Annotated in this window: 21 protein-coding genes; 10 read left to right on the forward strand and 11 right to left on the reverse strand. The window is 63.0% G+C overall.

The annotated features are described in order from the left end of the window. Positions 1-59: 59 nt before the first annotated feature. The 4 genes from FJ956_RS15425 (at position 60) to FJ956_RS15440 (ending at position 2,147) form a co-directional block, all read left to right on the forward strand. Complete coding sequence (locus tag FJ956_RS15425) at positions 60-671, forward strand: molybdopterin-dependent oxidoreductase (RefSeq protein WP_140679102.1); 612 nt, start codon at positions 60-62, stop codon at positions 669-671. Between the two features lie 24 nt (positions 672-695). Further along, entirely contained in the window at positions 696-1,442 is a 747-nt protein-coding gene (locus FJ956_RS15430) for a ferredoxin reductase (RefSeq protein ID WP_140679100.1), read from the forward strand. A gap of 70 nt (positions 1,443-1,512) precedes the next feature. Then, the gene (locus tag FJ956_RS15435; RefSeq protein ID WP_140679098.1) at positions 1,513-1,746 is read left to right on the forward strand and encodes an AbrB/MazE/SpoVT family DNA-binding domain-containing protein; all 234 of its coding nucleotides are present in this window, start codon (positions 1,513-1,515) and stop codon (positions 1,744-1,746) included. Beyond that, entirely contained in the window at positions 1,743-2,147 is a 405-nt protein-coding gene (locus FJ956_RS15440) for a type II toxin-antitoxin system VapC family toxin (protein ID WP_140679096.1), read from the forward strand. Before FJ956_RS15435 ends, FJ956_RS15440 begins: the two co-directional genes overlap by 4 nt. 35 nt (positions 2,148-2,182) lie before the next feature. On the opposite strand, the gene FJ956_RS15445 is transcribed toward FJ956_RS15440, so the two are convergent. The 6 genes from FJ956_RS15445 to FJ956_RS15470 are packed head-to-tail and all read right to left on the reverse strand — an operon-like array spanning position 2,183 to position 7,395. After that, the gene (locus tag FJ956_RS15445) at positions 2,183-3,655 is read right to left on the reverse strand and encodes a nucleotidyltransferase family protein (RefSeq protein ID WP_140679094.1); all 1,473 of its coding nucleotides are present in this window, start codon (positions 3,653-3,655) and stop codon (positions 2,183-2,185) included. Then, positions 3,655-4,332, reverse strand: coding sequence for a glycosyltransferase family A protein (locus tag FJ956_RS15450; protein ID WP_140679092.1), 678 nt, complete (start codon positions 4,330-4,332; stop codon positions 3,655-3,657). The genes FJ956_RS15445 and FJ956_RS15450 overlap by 1 nt, the downstream gene beginning before the upstream one ends. Beyond that, entirely contained in the window at positions 4,332-5,084 is a 753-nt protein-coding gene (locus FJ956_RS15455) for a glycosyltransferase family A protein (protein WP_140679090.1), read from the reverse strand. Before FJ956_RS15455 ends, FJ956_RS15450 begins: the two co-directional genes overlap by 1 nt. 46 nt (positions 5,085-5,130) lie before the next feature. Continuing rightward, positions 5,131-5,883, reverse strand: a complete 753-nt coding sequence (locus FJ956_RS15460; RefSeq protein WP_181170243.1) for a glycosyltransferase — start codon at positions 5,881-5,883, stop codon at positions 5,131-5,133. Beyond that, positions 5,880-6,929, reverse strand: a complete 1,050-nt coding sequence (locus tag FJ956_RS15465) for a serine kinase (RefSeq protein ID WP_140679088.1) — start codon at positions 6,927-6,929, stop codon at positions 5,880-5,882. Before FJ956_RS15465 ends, FJ956_RS15460 begins: the two co-directional genes overlap by 4 nt. 37 nt (positions 6,930-6,966) lie before the next feature. Then, a complete protein-coding gene (locus FJ956_RS15470) occupies positions 6,967-7,395 on the reverse strand; it encodes a PqqD family protein (RefSeq protein WP_140679086.1) in 429 nt (142 codons plus the stop codon). Positions 7,396-8,012: 617 nt separating this feature from the next. On the opposite strand from FJ956_RS15470, the gene FJ956_RS15475 reads away from it, so the two are divergent. Continuing rightward, positions 8,013-8,219: a DUF680 domain-containing protein gene (locus tag FJ956_RS15475; protein WP_140679084.1), complete on the forward strand. Its 207-nt coding sequence runs from the start codon at positions 8,013-8,015 to the stop codon at positions 8,217-8,219. Positions 8,220-8,289: 70 nt separating this feature from the next. After that, positions 8,290-8,523: a DUF680 domain-containing protein gene (locus tag FJ956_RS15480; protein WP_140679082.1), complete on the forward strand. Its 234-nt coding sequence runs from the start codon at positions 8,290-8,292 to the stop codon at positions 8,521-8,523. Between the two features lie 198 nt (positions 8,524-8,721). Here FJ956_RS15480 and ugpC read toward each other — a convergent pair whose 3' ends face one another. The 5 genes from ugpC to FJ956_RS15505 all read right to left on the reverse strand — a co-directional run bounded on the left by ugpC (position 8,722) and on the right by FJ956_RS15505 (position 15,228). Next, positions 8,722-9,834, reverse strand: a complete 1,113-nt coding sequence (ugpC, locus tag FJ956_RS15485; RefSeq protein ID WP_140679080.1) for a sn-glycerol-3-phosphate ABC transporter ATP-binding protein UgpC — start codon at positions 9,832-9,834, stop codon at positions 8,722-8,724. A gap of 33 nt (positions 9,835-9,867) precedes the next feature. Continuing rightward, positions 9,868-11,532 (reverse strand): alpha-glucosidase, encoded by a 1,665-nt coding sequence (locus FJ956_RS15490; RefSeq protein ID WP_140679078.1) that lies wholly within the window; start codon positions 11,530-11,532, stop codon positions 9,868-9,870. Positions 11,533-11,536: 4 nt separating this feature from the next. Beyond that, positions 11,537-12,691, reverse strand: coding sequence for a carbohydrate ABC transporter permease (locus FJ956_RS15495; RefSeq protein WP_140679076.1), 1,155 nt, complete (start codon positions 12,689-12,691; stop codon positions 11,537-11,539). Position 12,692: 1 nt separating this feature from the next. After that, positions 12,693-13,706, reverse strand: a complete 1,014-nt coding sequence (locus FJ956_RS15500) for a sugar ABC transporter permease (protein WP_140679074.1) — start codon at positions 13,704-13,706, stop codon at positions 12,693-12,695. Between the two features lie 166 nt (positions 13,707-13,872). Further along, positions 13,873-15,228: an ABC transporter substrate-binding protein gene (locus tag FJ956_RS15505; protein ID WP_140679072.1), complete on the reverse strand. Its 1,356-nt coding sequence runs from the start codon at positions 15,226-15,228 to the stop codon at positions 13,873-13,875. A gap of 360 nt (positions 15,229-15,588) precedes the next feature. On the opposite strand from FJ956_RS15505, the gene FJ956_RS15510 reads away from it, so the two are divergent. The 4 genes from FJ956_RS15510 (at position 15,589) to FJ956_RS15525 (ending at position 19,599) form a co-directional block, all read left to right on the forward strand. Continuing rightward, positions 15,589-16,611 carry a substrate-binding domain-containing protein gene (locus FJ956_RS15510; RefSeq protein WP_140679070.1) on the forward strand — a complete coding sequence of 341 codons (1,023 nt, stop codon included), beginning with the start codon at positions 15,589-15,591 and terminating at the stop codon, positions 16,609-16,611. A 349-nt stretch (positions 16,612-16,960) separates the two neighbouring features. Further along, positions 16,961-17,455 carry a DUF417 family protein gene (locus FJ956_RS15515; RefSeq protein ID WP_140679068.1) on the forward strand — a complete coding sequence of 165 codons (495 nt, stop codon included), beginning with the start codon at positions 16,961-16,963 and terminating at the stop codon, positions 17,453-17,455. Between the two features lie 158 nt (positions 17,456-17,613). After that, the gene (locus FJ956_RS15520; RefSeq protein ID WP_140679180.1) at positions 17,614-18,960 is read left to right on the forward strand and encodes an FAD-dependent oxidoreductase; all 1,347 of its coding nucleotides are present in this window, start codon (positions 17,614-17,616) and stop codon (positions 18,958-18,960) included. Positions 18,961-19,059: 99 nt separating this feature from the next. Next, positions 19,060-19,599 (forward strand): GNAT family protein, encoded by a 540-nt coding sequence (locus FJ956_RS15525; protein WP_140679066.1) that lies wholly within the window; start codon positions 19,060-19,062, stop codon positions 19,597-19,599. Positions 19,600-19,662 lie beyond the last annotated feature (63 nt).

Below are 19,662 nucleotides of genomic sequence, written 5' to 3' on the forward strand. Positions count from 1 at the left end.
GTGGCGATATCTTCGAGAACACTGCGTCGATCGTTTCTGCCGGCGCAGGAGGCGTCTCGATGGTGACCCGTGGTTTCTTTTCCGGACGGCGTCCTCCTTCCGACACCGACGCGCGCATTCCGCCCGGCCAGTATCTGGAGCAGGGTTTCCCGGTTCTGTCGGCTGGGCCGACGCCGCGGGTGCGCGTCGAGGACTGGTCCTTCACCCTCAAGCAGGGGCCGCGGCCGCTCAAGACATGGAACTGGGCCGAATTCAACGCCCTGCCGCAAAGCAAGATGACGCGCGACATCCATTGCGTCACGGCCTGGACCAAGTTCAACACGCCCTGGCAGGGCGTGATGATCGACGACATCCTCGCCGATGCCGGCATCGAGCCGCCGACCGCCTATACGCTGGCGCTGTCCTTTGACGGCTATTCCACCAATGTGCCGACCAAGGACCTCGTCACCGGCAAGGCGATGGTGGCGCTGCTCTACGAAGGCAAGCCGATCACGCCCGATCATGGCGGGCCGGCGCGGCTGTTGGTGCCGCATCTCTATTTCTGGAAATCGGCCAAATGGGTGAACGGCCTGCAGTTCACCGAGCGCGACGAGCCGGGCTTCTGGGAGCTGCGCGGCTACCACATATATGGCGATCCCTGGCGCGAGCAGCGCTATTCCAGTGACCCGTGAGGGGCGATCTGTGAGCAGCAATCGATGACAGCCGAGCCGTCGCCGCAATCGCCCTGGCAGGCAGCCACGATCACCCGCATCGTAAAGCGCACGCCGCGCGTCACCAGCTTCTGGTTCCAGCCGTCGCGGCCCCTAGCCCATCTTGCGGGGCAGCATGTCGACATCAGGCTGACGGCGCCGGACGGCTATCAGGCGCGCCGCTCCTATTCCATCGCTTCGGCGCCGGAAGCAGGTGGCGGCATCGAGCTCGCGATCGAACGGCTCGACGACGGCGAGGTCTCGCCCTTCTTCCACGACGTGGCTGCCGTCGGCGACGAGATCGAGCTGCGCGGGCCGCTGGGCGGCCATTTCATCTGGGAGGAGAGCGACGGCGGGCCGATCCTTCTGGTCGGCGGCGGCTCGGGCGTCGTGCCGCTGATGGCGATGCTGCGCCATCGCACGCTGCGCAACAATGCGGTGCCCGTCGCGCTGGTGTTCTCGGCGCGGGTCTGGGAAGAGGTGATTTTCCGCGACGAGCTGATCGGCCTCGACGATCGTCGCGACGGATTCGATCTGGTGCTGACGCTGACCCGCGAGCCGGCCAGGCGACCGTCCGACTATTCCCGGCGCGTCGACGCCCGCATGATGGCGCAGGCCATCGAGCGCCTGCCGAAGACGCCGAGGCTCGCCTATGTCTGCGGCTCGAACGCATTCGTGTCGGCCGCCGCCGACGCGCTGATCGGTGCCGGCGTTCCGGCGGGATTGATCCGCACCGAGCGCTACGGCGTTTGATTGAAGCTCCGTTGAAATTTGACCCAAGAGGTAATACCTTTCTTACAATTGGTATTACCGAGAGGCGAAGATGGCCACCACCGTTACAGCAAAAGGGCAAGTGACCATTCCCAAACCGGTCCGCGATCTGCTGGGGATCGTCCCGGGAAGCAAAGTCGATTTCCGGCGCGCCGCCGATGGGAGCGTAGTGCTGGCTCGTGTTGACAGAAAGCAGACGGTGAGCCGCTTCGCCAAGTTGCGCGGTCATGCCGGCGATGGGCTTACGACCGACGCAATCATGGCGCTGACACGTGGTGAAGCGTGACGCTCATCGACACCAACGTCCTGCTTGACCTTGTTACGGACGATCCAAACTGGGCAGATTGGTCGGTTGCCCAGCTTGAGGCGGCGAGCCTCAATGGACCATTGTTGATCAACGATGCGGTCTATGCCGAGCTCGCCGTACGCTACGCCCGCATCGAGGATATTGACGCGTTCCTCGATGCTGCCGGTCTTGAAATGGCTCCCATGCCGAGGGCAGCTCTTTTCCTTGCCGGAAAGGTATTTACACAGTACCGCCGGTCGGGAGGACAAAAGACTGGCGTTTTGCCGGACTTCTTCATTGGTGCCCACGCTGCAGTCGGCCGTCTTCCACTTCTGACCCGCGATGTCGGCCGATACCGAACCTATTTCCCCTCCTTGAAGCTGATCACCCCAGGCTCTTGAACCGTCCCGCTGACGAATTTGATCGAGTGCCATTGTCAGCCGGTCGGAGAAAATCTTGCCGAAACGAGCTGGAAAGGCAGCGCGCCATAGGTGGCGACGGCCTGCTCGTTGTCCCAGACGCGAAACTGCCGTGACGGCCGCGCCTCCAGCACCAGGGACCGTCCCGTCCGCTCAAGCTTCACCTTGCCGCGAAAGTGCAGCATCCGCTCGCCACCGGAACGGCTGATCGCCATCGAGCGCAGCCGGGCCACATGCCGGTCGCCCGCATTGATCTCCATTTCGATGCGTCGCCTCACCGGCGGAACGACGATGCGCACGACGAGATCGAGCATCATCTCGCCGGCTTCGCCCTGCGGCTCGTCCAACGCCTGCGAAAGCACGAACGGCGCCGGCCCGCCGGCTGCCTTTGCCGTCATCGACTTGCCGCGCCACACGATGTTCGGCTCGGTCTGCTTCAGTCGGCCTTTCTTGCGCCGCAGGCGCAGCTGCTTCGCAAATCCCCGCGACAGCCAGGTCAGCGCCCCGAAATCGGTGCGCGGCTTGGCCTGCAGGACGGATGACAGGCGCGCCGCGCCGCGCCGGTCGGCCATGTCCACCACCTGCGCCAGGACGGTTTCCGGCACCGCGATGCCGATCTCCAGCGCGAGGTAGGAAAGCGCCACCGCCGCGGCGACGGCGAGGCCGCGCCTGGCGATGACATCGAGCAATAGCGCCCAGTCGACATCGCCGCCTTCGATGGCCACGGTGCAGTCGACCAGCCAGTCGCTATGCGTATGCGCGTCGAGGCCGCCATGCGCGATGGCGAGCGCGATGCGGTCGGCGGGCGAGGGGACGACCACGCTGACGTCGCTGAACCTGGCAGCGATCGCGCGGCGCCAGATCGCCAGGTCGTCCTCGGCGTTCTGCTGCGAGCCGTCATAGGCGAGTTGATGCAGGTCGATGTCGCCGTAATTGCCCTTGAAGAAATTCATCGAGCGCAGCGATGCCAGCCTTGTGCGCAGATATTGCGGAGAAACGCCGGTGGCGATCTGCCAGCCGCGGTCGCGCAGCACATCGAAAGCCGGCTGCATATCGTCGGGTCGCACCAGTATGTCGATGTCATGCGCCACGCGCCCGCGCTGCGCGGCGGCGTCGAGCGCGATGCGGCTGGCGCCCTTGATCAGCATGACCGCGCAGCCGGCATCGGCCATCGCCTTCAACGCCGGCTCAGCCTCGCGCATGGCCATGCGCGACTTGGTCCACAGCATCTTCTGCAGGCCGACCAGGCGCGGATAGACGGCGTGGCCGGCAAGCTTGCGTCCGAACCTGTCGGAAATCGCGGCAAGCAGGCGGTGCTCCCGGAAGGAGACACGGTCGATGTCGTTCTCGTCCAGCCACCTTTCGGCGCAAAAGCGCGCCGCCTCTTCGTCGGGCAGAAGCGCTGCCTTGAGCAATTGGTCGAGCGAGCCGGTCGGCCAGGACCAGCCATAGTCTGGAAAACGCTTGCCGATGCGACGGATCTTCGCCATCAGCTGGAGCTGGCCTTGCTTTGCGCCCGTCGCAGCATGGCGAGCCGCGCCACTTCCAGGTAGCCGCGGTCGCGTGCCGCATCGCGCCCGTAGGATAGGCTTCCCGGCCTGATGCGTCGCAGCGCCAGCATGTCAGGCATCATGTCGAGGACAAAACCGCTTTCCCGCGCCCGGGCGATCCAGTCGATCATCTCGCCACGGCCGCCCGGCGGATCGATCATCGGTCCGACGCTCTCCACGGCCGCTCGGCGCATCAGCATCGTCGAGCGCGACCAGCCGGGCGTTGCGGTCGGGGCCATCGCATCGGGCTCTCCGTCGCGAAAACTGCGTATATGGGTGAAGACCCCCGATGTCCCGGGAAGCCGTTCGAGATGGGCAAGCTGCGCCGCTATCTTTCCGGGCAGCCAAAGGTCGTCGGCGTCGAGCGTGGCGATGAAGGGCGTCGACAGCGCGGCGATGCCGCGGGTAGTCGCGCTGCCCGGCCCGGCATTGCCCTGGCGCAAAAGTTCGAGCGGCAGGTCGATGCCGCGAACCGCGGCGGCGAGATCGTCGGTCGAGCCGTCATCGACCACCACGACCAGCTCGGGCCGCGTCGTCTGCGCCGCCACCGATCGCAGCGTCTCGGCGATCGTGGCGCTGGCGTTGTAGGCCGGAATGACGACGCCGTATCCGCTCATCACATGAACCGCCAGTCCGCGAGTTTCTTCAGTTCGAAAATGCCTTCGATCGGCTTGAGCGACGGGTTGGCCCTGCGGCGCTTCATCGACTTGTAGATCGCGCGCATGAACTCGCGCGACTGGACGTCTTCCTGCCTCGTCATGTTGCCGGCGTGCCGCCGGTAATAAAGCGCCAGCGTGTCCGGGAGCAGGTATCGGGGGCCGACCTCGAAGCTGCGCAGCAGAAAGTCCGTATCTTCGGCCTGGACGAAGTCCTCGTCGAAACCGCCGATCCGGTCGACCAAACGGCGCGAGAAGATCGCAGCCGACAGATGAATGCCGCGAACGGTGATGCTGTTGCAGTCTGGTGCCGGCTCCAGCGTCTGGTCATCGATCCTGTCGACCAGCATCATCCTGGAATAGGTAAGATCGAGAGCGGGATCCTTCCGGAAAAGCTCTATGTCGGCGGCGAAGCGCCCGGCTGGCGAGATGTCGTCGGAATCCAGAAAGGACACCAGCTCCGCCTCCGGCTCGAGCTGTCTCAGTCCGCTGTTGCGCGCCCGGGTCACGCCCATGTTCTCCTGCTGAAACAGCCGGATGCAGGATGCTTCGTCCATCATCGCGCGCACGGCTTGAGCCGAACCGTCGGTCGAGCCATCGTCGATCACGACGATATCGAGATCGGCGGCGTCGCGCTGCCTGAGCAGCGAGCGGAGCGCCGCGCCGACGTAAGTCTCGCGGTTGTGAACCGGCATGATCACGGAGAGCTTCATCCGTGATCCCCGAACTGTGTTGTGTGGTCCTGCCCCCCGGCGTCCATCACATACCTTGCCAGCCGGGTGGGCTCTTATACTCGAAAATGCCCGGAGCCTCGAGCAGCGACGGATCCGCCCTGCGCCGCCGCATCGCTTTGTGGATCGCCCGCAGATGGTCGCGGAGCCTGCCATCATGCCGCCGTGTCGCGTTCCCTGCATGACGCCGGTAGTAGATCGCAACTTTGTCCAGCAGCTCGTAACGGGGACCCGTTTCGAAGACGCGCAGCAGATAGTCTGTGTCCTCTGACAACTCGAACTCCTCGTCGAACCAGCCGATGCGATCGACAAGCGCCCGGCCGAACAGGGCGGCGCACAGCGAAAGCCCGCGAAGCGTCATGATACGGCTGTTCGCGGCCGGCTCCAACGTCTCGTTGTCGATCCGGTCGACCAGCGTCATCAGCGAGTAGGTCAGATCGAGGCCGGGATGCGTTTCGAAATGAGCGAGGTCGGCCTTGAACCGGCCGGGAAGGGAAATGTCGTCGGAATCGAGGAAGGACACGAAGCCGGCGTCCGCCGGCAATTGCCGCAGCCCGGCATTGCGGGCTCCGGCAACACCCATATGAACGTGTTGGAACAGGCGTATGCAGGTGCTCTCGTCCATCATCGCGCGAACCGCTTCGGCCGACCCGTCTGTCGAGCCGTCGTCGATGACGATGATGTCGAGGTCGGCGGCGTCGCGTTGCCTGAGCAGCGAGCGCAGGGCCGGGACGACGAAGCGCTCGCGGTTATAGACCGGCATGATCACGCTCAGCTTCATCGGGGCGCCCGCGCAAGGAAATCCGCAATCGTGCCGGCGATCTCCTCCGGTTGCGTCCCGAGGTAAAGCCGGTAGCATGGCAGCAAGCGTGTGAGATCGCTGAAGAAGCGAAAACCGCTTTCCCGCTCGCCAGGCATCTGGGCAATGCCGGAGGGCGCCAGCGCGATGAGGGCATCCTTGCGCGAAATCGGTGCGATCGAACTCGTCTTTCCGCCACTGACATGTGGCACCATCAACGCAGAAATGTCCAGACTCGAGCGTACTGGCCGAGACGCGATCTCGTTAATGTGAAAGGCATGCTTGCCTTGCCAGTTGAGCGGTCCGTCGGTTCCCAGCCGCCTTCCCAGCCCGAGCCGGGCGAAACCCTGCGGATCCTGTTTCAGGATCGAAAACAGTGGTCGCGCGGTCACGCCGCCGGAAAGGTCGATCAGCACATAGTCGTCGCCGACGCTGTCCAGCCCGTTGAGCAGTCCCGCAACGACGGTTCCGGATTTTCCCGCGCCCCCGGCACCTGCCAGCAGCACGCCCTTGCCGTCGAAGCCCAGCGTGCCGGCATGGGCAAGGCGCATGCCGCGCGCCGCGTATTCCCAGTGCAGGAAGGCGCGCAGCGGCGTCCCTTGCTCCCAGGGCGGAAACGCGTCGGGGGACCGCATCAGCTGGACGCCGATCCGTCGGTCGGGGTCGTAGACCTGCCAGAAATCCAGATCGTGGTAATGATGGCCGCGCAACCCCGCCTCGGCGAGTTTCTGGGCAAAGCCGTGTTCGGTGAAATGCGCATCGCCCCAGCTTGCCGGCACCGGCATGTCGCCGACGCCTGGATGGCCGATGAAGACATGGCATTGGCGGGAGTCCCGCGGATCGCCGCCGGCTTCGATGAAAGCCTGGCCAAGGGCATCCGCGAGCGCGCCGGGATCGAGATGCGCGATCAATTCCAGCCCTGGCAGGCGGACAGTCCGCTGGACCGGGAACTGCGTGGCCGCGCTCTCGGCGGCGGCGAGGAGGAAGCGGGCGTAGTCAGGCAGGGTCTCGAGTGTCACGCGTGGCATGGTCTATTCCGGCCTGGCCTCGCCCTTCGCCGGTCGCTCAGGAAACCTGCTTGACGGCCGGCCAGCCGAGCGGCTCCTCGACTTCGTGGATCGGATCGACGGTGATGAGGTCAGCAAGATCGTCATGGACGCTGACATTGAGCGGCTCGCGCGCCGCCGCCAGTGCCGCCGGCAAATCGTCGGAAGAGGGCAGCGGCGTTGCGCCGGAAGGCGCCAGCAGCGCAAACTCGACCAACTGCCCAATGAAGCACTCGAGCGCGGCGACGTCGATCCTGGCAGCGCCCGCCGCCGATCGGATCAGCGCCTCGGTACCGACACCCGAGACCAGCGCCTGCCACACCTTGCTGCCGGAATCGGAGAAGCCGAAATACTTGCCGTTGGAGAGGTCGAGCACGACAGCTTCGCCGTCGAAGGATTCGAAGACGATGTCCTTGCTCGCAACGGCATAGACGTCGGAAAGAGGCATGTCGCTGACCCCGCTGCGATTCCAGCCGGCGGCTGCGCCGGTCGTATCGTTGCCTGACCCCTGGACAACGCCTGTAAACACTCGGTCCCTGCTTGGCAAGGCAAGGTGTGCTGGCGCCATCTCCGCCATCTTGGGGTTTAGTTCGCGGTTCGCGTCTCGATCTCGAGCGCCGACAAGGGGGCAGCCGCGGCGCTTTCGGCACGAACGCCGCTTTTGGCCTTCGGTCGGAACACGGTCCCCATGCTGGCCGAATCGGCCCTCGGAACGGGGGTAGAATGGTTAATAGTATCGAAAAGTGACTATTAGGAGATTCTAAAATCGAACTGAACGGTTCGTTTCTGTTGACGGTGCGTGCAGGACGGTGTGAACGCCGGTGCTCCGATACATTTGGTGAGCCAACCGTCAAATTGGAATAAGATGTTGACTTAATTCAATAAAAATAAAGTCATAGGCATGCTTATCAAAACTTCAAGATGTGGATTCATGGTCCAGACGGAAAAACTTCGTGATTGGAATCCGGCAGTCGGCTCACCCAAATCAGCGTTGTCCGAACGACGCGATTTCATTCCCAAGACACGCCGCTAGACGGACTGAATAAAGATACTGGAGTAGCAAAAATGAAAAAGATTGTTCTCACTGCCGCAGCCCTTCTGGCAATTTCTGGCAGCGCCTTCGCTGGTAGCGACCATTACAACCCGAACGAAGCCAATCAGGCGGCCGCCAAGGTCGACTCGTCCTACACGGCTTCGGTCCACCAGTCTGCGCCGGCCACTCAGCAGCCTGCCACGTCGGGCGCCGACCGCAACCTGTTCGGCAACAACTAACAACCGACCTTGAACCGGCGGCGGACTCGCCCGCCGCATCGGTCGGATCACAAGATTCAGGAGCACTGAAATGAAGAAGATCGTTCTTGCCACGGCCGCTCTGTTGGCCGTTTCCGGCGCTGCTTTTGCCGCGGAGAGTGGCCATACCGGTGACGTAGGCGCCAGCCAGCCGGCTCCCGCCGTCGACACCACGCGCACGTCGTCGGTCAATGCCGACTCGACCGTCTACAAGCTGTTGAACTCGTCGAACGACGTTCACAAGTCCGCCCCTCAGGGCAGCGACCGTAACCTCTACGGCCGCTAACAACTTTAGACGATATACGAACAAAGAACGGCGGGCCAAGGCCCGCCGTTTTTCTTTTCCGCAACGGCTAATGCATGTCGCCCGGAAGTGCGCAGCGGTTCTGGGACAACGACATGCATCAAAACAAAAACTTAAAGCGCGTCGCCTGAATCCGTTTCAGCGCGACGCGCTTTATGCGTCAGCCGGAGTGGTTGAGCGTCAGGCAGCCTTCGCTTCCTCGCGATGCAGCGTGAAGGAATGGCCGTCGGCGTCGAAGATGTGCAGATCGCCGCCGCCGGCGTTGAGCCGCAGCGTCTCGCCGCGCTTGACCTCGACATTGCCCGGTAGCTTGGCCACCAGCGGCAGGTCGGTGCGGCCGATATCGACATAGACGAGCTGAACCTCGCCGAGCTGCTCGATATAGTCGACCTTGCCTTCGAACAGATAGTCCGCGCCTGTGGCGATCGCGAGATCCTCCGGCCGCACGCCGAAGCTGACCGCGGCGCCATTCGCCGAGGCCGGCGTCGCGATCGGTACCGTCGCCTTGCGGCCCCCGACATGGCTGACCACGGTCGGATTTCCGGCCTTCTCGATCTTTGCCGGCAATATGTTCATTGCCGGCGAGCCGATGAACTGGGCGACGAACAAATTGCCCGGACGCTTGTAGAGCTCCATCGGCGTGCCGACCTGTTCGATATAACCTTCCTTCAGCACCACGATGCGGTCCGCCAGCGTCATCGCCTCGACCTGGTCGTGCGTGACGTAGATCATGGTGGTGTTCGGCATCGATTCCTTGAGCTTGGCGATCTCGATGCGGGTGGCGACGCGAAGCGCGGCGTCGAGGTTCGACAGCGGTTCGTCGAACAGGAACACCTTCGGGTTGCGCACGATGGCGCGGCCGATGGCGACGCGCTGGCGCTGGCCGCCCGACATCGCCTTGGGCAGGCGGTCGAGATATTTGGTCAGCTGCAGGATCTCCGCCGCCTGGCGCACGCGCTTGTCGATCTCGGCCTTGCTTTCCTTGCCGATCTTCATCGAGAAGGCCATGTTGTCGTAGACCGTCATATGCGGATAGAGCGCATAGGACTGGAACACCATGGCGATGCCCCGCTTCGACGGCGGCACGTCGTTCACCACCTCGCCGTCGATCTTCAGCTCGCCCGAGGTGATCTCCTCGAGGCCGGCGATCGACCGCAGCAAGGTGGATTTGCCGCAACCCGACGGCCCGACGAAGACGATGAACTCACCCGATTTGATGTCGAGGTCGATGCCGTGGAGAATGTTGAGGTTGCCGTATGATTTCTTCACTTGGTTCAGCGTGACATCGGCCATGTTTTCCTCTCCGTTGATCTCTGTTTTAGAAGTTCAGTCGATGCGCCCGAACCAGGCGCCGTAGCCGCCGAGGCGGACCGGCCCGGTGCCAGTCTGTCCCGAAAAGCCATGCCCGGGCAAGGGTTGCAGCGCGCCTTTCCCGAGATCGACCTCGGCCGGCTTGCCGCCGAGGTTGAAGGCGCAGACGATCCGCTCGTTACCTTCGCGGCGCGTGAACGCGACGGTGTCGCCGTCGCTTTCGATGAAGTCGATGTCGCCCTTGGCCAGCGCCGGATGCTGGCGCCGGAACGCGAGGAAGCGGCGGTAATGTTCGAGCAGCGAGCTTGCGTCGCCCTGTTGCACGTTGACGGCCTGCGATAGGTGCTTGCCCGGCACCGGCAGCCACGGCTTGGCGGTCGAGAAACCGCCATTCGGGGTGGCCGCGTCCCACACCATCGGCGTGCGGCAGCCGTCGCGGCCCTTGAACTCCGGCCAGAACCTTATCCCATAGGGATCCTGCAGGTCCTCGAACTTCAGCTCCGCCTCGCCAAGGCCGAGCTCTTCGCCTTGATAGATGCACACCGAGCCGCGCAGCGACATCAAAAGCGCCGAGATCACCTTCAGATAGGCGGTCGGGTCTGCCTCGTTGGCGGCCCAGCGCGAGGCGACCCGCATCACGTCATGGTTGGAGAAGGCCCAGCACGACCAGCCGTCGCTGGCGACCGTGCCGAACGCCTCCAGCACCGCGCGCGCTTTCGCCGCGCTGATCTTCTCCGGCGCCAGGAAGTCGAAGGAATAGCACATATGCACGCGCTTGCCGTCGGCGGTGTAGGCGGCGACCACTTCCAGGCCGCGCTGGGAATCGCCCACCTCGCCGACGGCGGCCTGCGCCGGATATTCGTCGAGAAGCGCGCGGAAGCGCTCCAGGAAGCCGAGGTTCTCCGGTCGGCTCTTGTCGTAGAGATGGTCCTGGTAGTTGTAGGGGTTGACCGCCGGCGCCGTCTGGTCGTTGCGCTGTTCCGGCGGCAGCGGCGGATTGTCCTCCAGCCCCTGGCTGTGGAAATAGAAATTGATCGTGTCGAGGCGAAAGCCGTCGACGCCGCGCTCCAGCCAGAAGCGGGTGATATCGAGCAGCGCGTCCTGGACTTGCCGGTTGTGGAAGTTGAGGTCCGGCTGCTCGGCCAGGAAATTGTGCATGTAATATTGCTGGCGGCTGGTGTCCCACTGCCAGGCAGAGCCGCCGAAGATCGACAGCCAGTTGTTGGGCGGCGTGCCGTCGGGTTTTGCGTCCGCCCACACATACCAGTCGGCTTTCGGATTGTTACGGCCGGAGCGGCTTTCCTTGAACCAGGGGTGGATGTCGGCGGTGTGCGACAACACCTCGTCGATCATCACCTTGAGGCCCAGCCGATGGGCTTCCGTCACCAGCGCGTCGAAATCGGCGAGCGTGCCGAACATCGGGTCGACGTCGCAATAATCCGACACGTCGTAGCCGAAATCCTTCATTGGCGATTTGAAGAAGGGCGAGATCCAGATGGCGTCGACGCCGAGCGAAGCGATGTAGGGCAGGCGCCGCACGATGCCCTTCAGGTCGCCGATGCCGTCGTCGTTGGAGTCCTGGTAGGAACGCGGATAGATCTGGTAGATCACCGCGCCCCGCCACCAGTCGCGGTCGATGGCGGGGTCTGGTCTCGAAGTCGCCTTCAAAGCCGATTGCATGTCTTCAACCTCCTTTCACCGAGCCGGCAAGCAGCCCGCGGACGAAATAGCGCTGCAGCGAGAAGAAGACGATCAGCGGCACGATGATGGTGATGAACGCCGATGTCGTCAGGATCTCCCAGTTGCCGCCGCGCGAGCCGAGCAGCGCGTTGAGCTTGGCCGTCAGCACGATCTGATCGGGCGCCGTGCCGAGGAAAACCATCGCCACCAGCAGATCGTTCCATACCCACAGGAACTGGAAGATGGCGAAGGACGCAAGCACCGGGAAGGACAGCGGCAGCACGATCTTGACGAAGATCTCGAAGTCGCTGGCGCCGTCGATGCGCGCCGATTCCATGATCTCGCGCGGCAGGCCGGCAATGTAGCTCCTGAGCAGGTAGATGGCGAAAGGCAGGCCGAAGCCGGTATGCGCCAGCCAGATGCCGAGATAGGTCTTGGATGGCACGCCGAAGAAGGTGCCGACGCCGTTGTAGAGCTTGAGCAGCGGGATCAGCGACATCTGCAGCGGCACCACCAGCAGGCCGATGATGACGGCAATCAGCAGCGCCCGGCCCGGAAAGCGCATCCAGGCCAATGCATAGGCCGCGAAGGCTGCGATGAGGATGGGGATGATCGTTGCCGGGATGGTCACCGTCAGCGAGTTCATGAACGAGCGGCCGATGCCTTCGGAAAATAGCACGGCATCGTAGTTGTCCGTGGTGAATTTCGGCGGCGCCGAGGAGGCGTAATAGACGCGTTGGCCGCGGTCGCCCTCGAAGGCTTTCGCGGAGGACAGGACGAACGTGCCGTCGGCGTTCATCTGCAAGGTGGCGCCATCATTGAGCTCGGCAACCGTCCCGGCCTTGTACTGCGTCGGCGCGGACGACTTCACGCCGAAGGCGCTGATGTCGCGCTTGGGCCCGTCGCCGAAGATGTTGCCCTCGATGACGTATTTGCCGTCTTTCTGGGTTTGCGCCGACGCCGCGGGAAGCCGCCCGGCCTCGCTCTGGCTGGAACTGGCGAAGGAGTTCCACCAGCCGGACGCGACGATCTGGTCCTTGTCGCGCAGCGACGAGACCAGGATGCCGAGCGTGGGGATGGTCCAGATCACCACGAAGACGAGCACGGCGATGTGGGCACCGAAGCGGCCGGCGAAGGACTTTCCGGTGGACGCAGCCATCTCAATGCCCTCCCGTCTCTTTGTTGGCCTGGCGGATGTTCCAGACCATGATCGGGATGACCGCGATCATGATGATGATGGCTATCGTCGCGCCGCGGCCGAAATCGCCGCCGCCGCGGAACATCCAGTCGAACATCAGATTGGCGAGCACCTGGCTGTTCCATTGGCCGTTGGTCATGGTCAGCACGATGTCGAACACTTTCAGCACCAGGATGGTGATGGTGGTCCACACCACTGCGATCGTGCCCCAGATTTGCGGCACCATGATCTTCCAGAAGATCTGGAACGGGTTGGCGCCATCGATCACCGCGGCCTCTAGCGTTTCTTCGGGGATGCCGCGCAGCGCTGACGACAGGATGACCATGGCAAAGCCGGTCTGGATCCAGACCAGGATGATCATCAGGAAGAAGTTGTTCCAGAACGGCAGCGATATCCACACCTGCGGCTGGCCACCGAAATACTGGATAATGGCGTTGAGCAGGCCGATCTGCACCTGGCCCTCGCCGCGATACTCGTAGATGAACTTCCAGATCACGCTGGCGCCGACGAAGGAGATCGCGAGAGGCAGGAAGATCAGGCTCTTGGCGATCGTGCCCCACCAGATCTTGTCGGTGAGCACGGCGATGATCAGCCCAAGGAAGGTGCAGGCCGCCGGCACCACCGCCAGCCAAAGCACATTGTTCAGGATCGAATTGCGGAAATCGTGATCGCCGAGCGCCCATTCATAATTGGCGAGGCCGACGAAATTCTCGCCGCCGCGATCGAGGAAGGAGAGCCTCAACGTCTCGATGACCGGGTAGATCAGATAGATGGTGAGGATGATCATCGCCGGGCCGACGAACAGCCAGGGCCGCACCAGTCCCTGCCGGCGCAAATTGTCGACGGCGGCGGCGCCCGAGACGCCGCGCGACGGGAAGACGAGATCGAGCAGTTTGTTGGCGCCCCAGAAATAGGCGACACAGCCGCCGACGCCGATGATGATGACGAATATGGCCGAGAAAATCTGAGTCGCCATGGGTCCCTCTCCCTGCGCATGACCGGCCAGCCGAGGCTGGCGATCGGATGCACCGACTTTCGGTTATTCGGAACAATCGAAACGCGAAGGTTTCCGGCGTTGACCGCCGGTCGGATCCGGGCCGTGGCCCGGATCCAGGTGGAGGATCAGGAGGATTTCAGGATGCTTACTTGATGGCATCCCAGCTTTTCTGGATGTCGGCGGCGACGTCCTGGGCGGACTTGCCGCCGACCAGGTCGATCATGCCGGTCCAGAACGAGCCCGCGCCGACCTTGCCGGGCATCAGGTCGGATCCGTCGAAGCGGACAGTCGTGGCGCCGACCAGGATCTCGCCCTGCTTCTTCAGCGCGTCGCTGCCATAGGCGTCCTTGTTGGCCGACTTGAACGGCGTGACGAAGCTCTTCTGCGCCATCCACAATTCATGCGCGAGCGGCATCTCGAGGAACTTGATGAACTCGCGCGAGGCCTTGGAATCCTTGGTGATCATCACCAGCGTGCCGGCCACTTCCAGCGGCGTGCCCAGTTCCGGCTTGGAGGCGTAAGGTGGGTAGGGGAAGAAGTCCGCGTCCTGGCCGAGCTTCACGTTTTCCGGGAAGAAGGAGGGGATGAACGATGCCTGGTGGTGCATGTAGCACTTGGGCGGCACGGTGAAGAGGCCCTTCGGGCTGTCGCGGAAGTCGGTCGCCGCGACCGCCTTGGCGCCGCCGTCCACCATCTTGTCGTCGGTGGCGATCTTGCCGAAGATGTCGATGGCGTTGACCACGGCCGGGTCGGTGAACGGAATCTCGTTCTTCACCCACTTGTCGTAGACTTCCGGCGGCTGGGTTCTCAGCATGATGTCCTCGACCCAGTCGGTCGCCGGCCACCCGGTGGCGCCGCCGGAACCGAGCCCGATGCACCAGGGCTTGCCGCCGTCGGCGATGATCTTCTTTTCGAGGTCGGCGAGTTCTTCCTGGGTTTTCGGCACCTTGTAGCCGGCCTCGTCGAAATTGTCGGGCGAGTACCAGACCAGCCCCTTCACGTCGATCTTGTAGGGGAAGGCGTAGAAGCCGGGCTTGCCGTCCTTGCCATTATAGGTGCCGAGCTTGGCCCAGGAGTCGCCGGCGGCGTAATTTTCCTTGATCCAGGCGGCGACGTCGTCGCCCAGCGGGGTCAGCACGCCCTTGGAAGCGAGATCCTGGATGAGGCCGGGCTGCGGCAGGACGGCGATGTTGGGCGGGCTGCCGGCCTGGGTGTCGATGACGATCTGCTGCTCATAGTTCTCGGACGAGGAATATTTGACCTCGGCGCCGGTCGCTTCCTGGAAATAGTCGAGAACCGAACGCACAAGCGTCTCGTCCTCGCCGCGCCACGGCCCGAAGATCGTCAGCGTCTCGCCCTTGAGATCGACCTTCTTGAGATCGTCGTAGTTCGCCCAGTGAAACTTCGGATCCTCGCCCGGCTTGAACTTCAGTTCGGCTTGCGCCGGCAGGCTGAGGGTGAGTGCCGCGAACGCCGCACCCAAGAGAAGCATTTTCTTCATCGCAAGTCCTCCCAGTGGTCACAAACAGGACGAAACCTCCATTTCGTCCGCCGACGCCCGCGGAACTGTGACTCAGCGAAAGGGCAACCGCAACCTTTCGAAGAGGCTTCCAAAGCGCTTTGGCTATTTTGATCTCGCCATTGAATCGCCTGGGAGTCAAGGGGGAGAGTTCATCAATCGATTTAAATCTGGCCGGATTGGGCGAAGAAAAGTGCACTGCAGCAAGCTTTTTCGGCGCTGCAGCAGCAATTCCGCTTCAAACGGCGCCGATCGCCCTCTAAGCTCGCCATGCTTGCCGATCTCGCCAACAATCGTCGGATCGATTGAAATTTGAAAGCGCTTTGAGGCTGGAGGCCTCCGATGAACCTCAAGCAACTCTCGCATATGCTGTCGCTCTCGCAGACCACGGTGAGCCGGGCGCTGAACGGCTACCCCGAGGTCAACGAGGAAACCCGGCGCCGGGTGATGGATGCCGCCAAGCGCCATGGCTACCGGCCGAACCCCAGCGCGCGCCGGCTCGCCACCGGCAAGTCGGGAATGATCGGTTATGTGCTGCCGACCGGGGCCGCCGTCGACATCGATCCGCACTTCGTCGAATTCCTCTCCGGCCTCGGCGACTATGCCCGCGCGCACGAGCTCGACCTCGTGCTTTCGCCCGCCGATGCCGACGACGAGGAAACGACCTACCGGCGCATCGTCGCCAACCGCCAGGTCGACGCCGTCTACCTGTCGTCGCCGCGGCCGGCCGACAAGCGGCTGGCGCTGGTCAACACGCTGGGCATCCCTTTCCTCGTCCATGGCCGCAGCGAAGGCTTCGACTTCGACTATCCCTATCTCGACATCGACAATGAGGGCGCCTTCCACGAAGCGTCGAGACTGCTGATCCAGCTCGGTCACAAGCGCCTGGCGCTGATCAACGGCAACGACCGCGAGACCTTCGCCATCCACCGCGAGCGCGGCATGCGCCGGGCGCTTGCCGCGAGCGGGCTGACGCTGGGCGAGCGCCACATCCGTTCGGTGGCGATGACCGAGGAGAACGGCTATCGCGCCGCCCGCCGCCTGCTCGAGGAAGATGAGCGCCCGACGGCGATCGTCTGCTCCAGTCTGATCATGGCGCTCGGCGTCGTGCGCGCCGTGCGCGATCTGGGTCTCGCCATTCCGGGCGACCTGTCGCTGGTCGCCCATGACGACGTCTTTCCCTGGCTGCGGCCGGAGAATTTCCCGGTGCCGCTGTCGACGACGCGCTCCTCGATCCGCCTCGCCGGCGCGCGCGTCGCCGAACGGCTGGCGGCGCGGATATCGGGGCTTGAAGAGGGTGCGCGCGGCGAGGTCTGGCCGGTGGATCTGGTGGTGCGGGGATCGGTGGCGGGGGCGCCGGTATAGGGAGCGAATTCAAACGCTCGAATGACGCAAGCGAGCCGACGTCCGCTCCGAGCTGCGAGCGGCAGCTTTGCGCCTCATTTCAGTCGTCGGGTCGCTTTCGCGACGTTCTTTTTCTCCGTTTCGCGAGAGCAAGGCCATCCTACATGCCAATCAGCTCTCGAACGAGCGTCCCCCGGGGCGGCCTATAGTGCCGATCAGGGCGGACCCCCATTTCTTCGAATTTGGGATGTAACGAAATTTCTCTGCCGACGAAGTAAGCTGGACGGCCCTCAAGAGCCGGCAGCTTGCCAAGCCCACGGCCGGCTGCCGCTCCTTGGTATGACATATCGCTTCCGGCAAAGGACATAGCATGCATAGAGAGTTCAATATCGCTGAGACAGGCTTCGGCTCTTATTGGCCGCTCGCCATCCTCAGATGGGTAATGGTGCTGATTTTCGTGTCGTTCGGGATCCAGAAGTTCACACCGCAGTCGGCGCAAGGAATCGCTCTATTCATCTCACACAGTCCGTTCGTTTCTTGGCTGCAGATTTTCGGAATTAGAGGCGAGGCTTACCTTCTGGGCTGCATCGAGTTGGCGACAGCCGTTCTTCTGGCTTTGGGGGCTTTTGTGCCCGTCCTGTCTGCCCTGGGCGCATTGATCGGGATCGGCACGTTTTTTATCACTTGGTCATTTTTCTTTACGACACCCGGTGTTGTAGTATGGAGCATCTCCACAGATCCCATTGCGTGGAATCTAGCGGGGGAGTTTCTCTACAAAGACATAGTGCTTCTCTGTGTTTGTCTGGTTTTATTTATAAACTCTCTTCCAACGTCTTTGGCTCGCCTACGAGGGAAACCACAATAGATGTGGTATTCATTGGCGTCTAACATCGAGGTGCGCTTAGGGTTGAGCGCTCTGCCTTTTGCTGTCGTGGGACAACGGTCGGCCTTCGGCTGCTCCTGATCCTGGAAGGCGACAACCGGTAAGCCAGGACCGTCAACCGGTTCTTCAGGGTGCGCGATTTGCCCACATTCCCGTTCACCGAAGCGGATCGAATCCAACATCCTGGCCCACCGCCGAAGACGTCGCAGGTGGTGATCGTCGGTGGCGGCATCATCGGCGTAACGACGGCCCTATTCCTTGCCTCCCGAAACATTCCGGTGACGCTGCTGGAAAAGGGCCGCGTCGCCGCCGAACAGTCCTCGCGGAATTGGGGCTGGATCAGAAAGCAGGGACGGGACGCGGATGAACTGCCGATCGTCATCGAGGCTATTCGCTTGTGGCGGCAGCTGGCCGAGGAATGCGGCGAGGACATCGGGCTGAACCAGACCGGCGTGACCTACCTGGCGAACGCCGACAAGGACATGGCCAAGTTCGAAGAGTTCATGAAGGTCGCCGCGATCCATCAGCTCGACACACGCCTCCTGGACGCCGACGAAACCGCAAAACTCATCAGCGGCATGTCGCGCAGGTTCAGGGGCGCGATGACGACGCCTTCCGATATGCGTGCGGAACCTTGGCTGGCGGTGCCTGCGCTGGCCCGGCTTGCCGTGCGAAAAGGCGCCAGGATCGTCGAGAACTGCGCGGCGCGAACCCTCGACATCGCGGCCGGCAGGATCAAGGGCGTGTGGACCGAGGCCGGATATATCGAGACCTCCATTGTGCTGGTCGCAGGCGGCGCCTGGTCTTCCCTGTTCCTGGCGAGACACGGCGTGTCCATCCCCCAACTCAGCGTCCGGGTGACCGTGGCCGCGACGGAGCCCTTGCCTGAAATCTATGCGGGCGCGGCCGCCGACGATCACATCGCCTTCAGACGCAGACAGGATGGCGGATACACGCTTGCCGGCGGCGGCAGCCACCTGCTTTACCTGGGGCCCGACGCATTCCGGCACGCCACCAAGTATGTTCCCGCTCTCAGGGACAATCCGTTCGGAACGCGCTATTTCCCGTTCGCTCCGTCAGGCTACCCGGATGGCTGGTCGACACCGCGCGATTGGGCGCCGGATTCCCCGAGCCCTTTCGAGAGAATGCGGGTGCTCAACCCAGCCCCTGAGCCGGCCCGGCTTCGTTCGATCGAGCGCAATTTCAAACAGCTTTTTCCACAGCTCGATAAGGTTCGCTTGAAGGTCGGCTGGGGCGGCATGATCGACGCCATGCCCGACGTCGTCCCCGTCGTGGATCAGGTGCGGGCAGTCGGCGGTCTTTTCGTCGCGACCGGCATGAGCGGCCACGGATTCGGCATCGGGCCCGGCATAGGCCGCGTCGTCTCCGACATGATCCAGGGAAACGAAACCGGGCACGATATCGGCCGCTTTCGGCTGCCGCGTTTCTATGATGGAAGCCCGATACGGTTGGGTCCGGCGCTTTAAATGGCCGCCCGAAGTCCATTCTTGATCGCTATGCGATGGGCAATTGGTCGGTCGCGGTCACAGCGATCCGCCATCAAGGGCCGCCGGATGGCGACGCAAATGACAGCCGATCTTCCCGAACTTCGGGGCGCTCGCCTCATCCTTCGCAGACCAATTCCCAAAGATGTGGAAACGCGGCTAGCGCTCGGTCGGCATCGCGAGATCGTTGAAGCCTACGGAGGGATATTCGACCCAAACACAACCTTTACCCGAGGAGAAGCCGAGGCCGCCATTCGCTTCATCGAGCAACAGAACTGTGCCTGGGTGATTGATGCCGGTTGCTTTGTCGGCCATGTCCGCCTCCACAACATAGATTGGCAGGACAAGAGGGCGGCCTTGGCCATCGGCATCGACGACCAAGCATATCTCGGCAAAGGGTATGGCACCGAAGCGATCCGACTCGTCCTCGGGTACGCGTTCAGTCATGGCCTGCATCGCGTTTCGCTACGGGTCTTATCGAGCAATTCCCGCGCGATCGCTTGCTATCGCAAATGCGGATTTGCGGAGGAGGGGCGCGAGCGCGAAGCCGCATTCGTCGGCGGGGCTTGGCAGGACGACATCATTATGGGGCTGCTGGACAGAGAATTTGATCCGCTCTGACAATCAACCTGGTTTCCCGACACAGGGATTTTGAAACGTTGCCGTTTGTCTTGGTGCAAGATC

The sequence above is a fragment of the Mesorhizobium sp. B2-4-3 genome (genome assembly GCF_006442815.1).
In the GTDB taxonomy this organism is placed as follows: Bacteria; Pseudomonadota; Alphaproteobacteria; order Rhizobiales; family Rhizobiaceae; genus Mesorhizobium.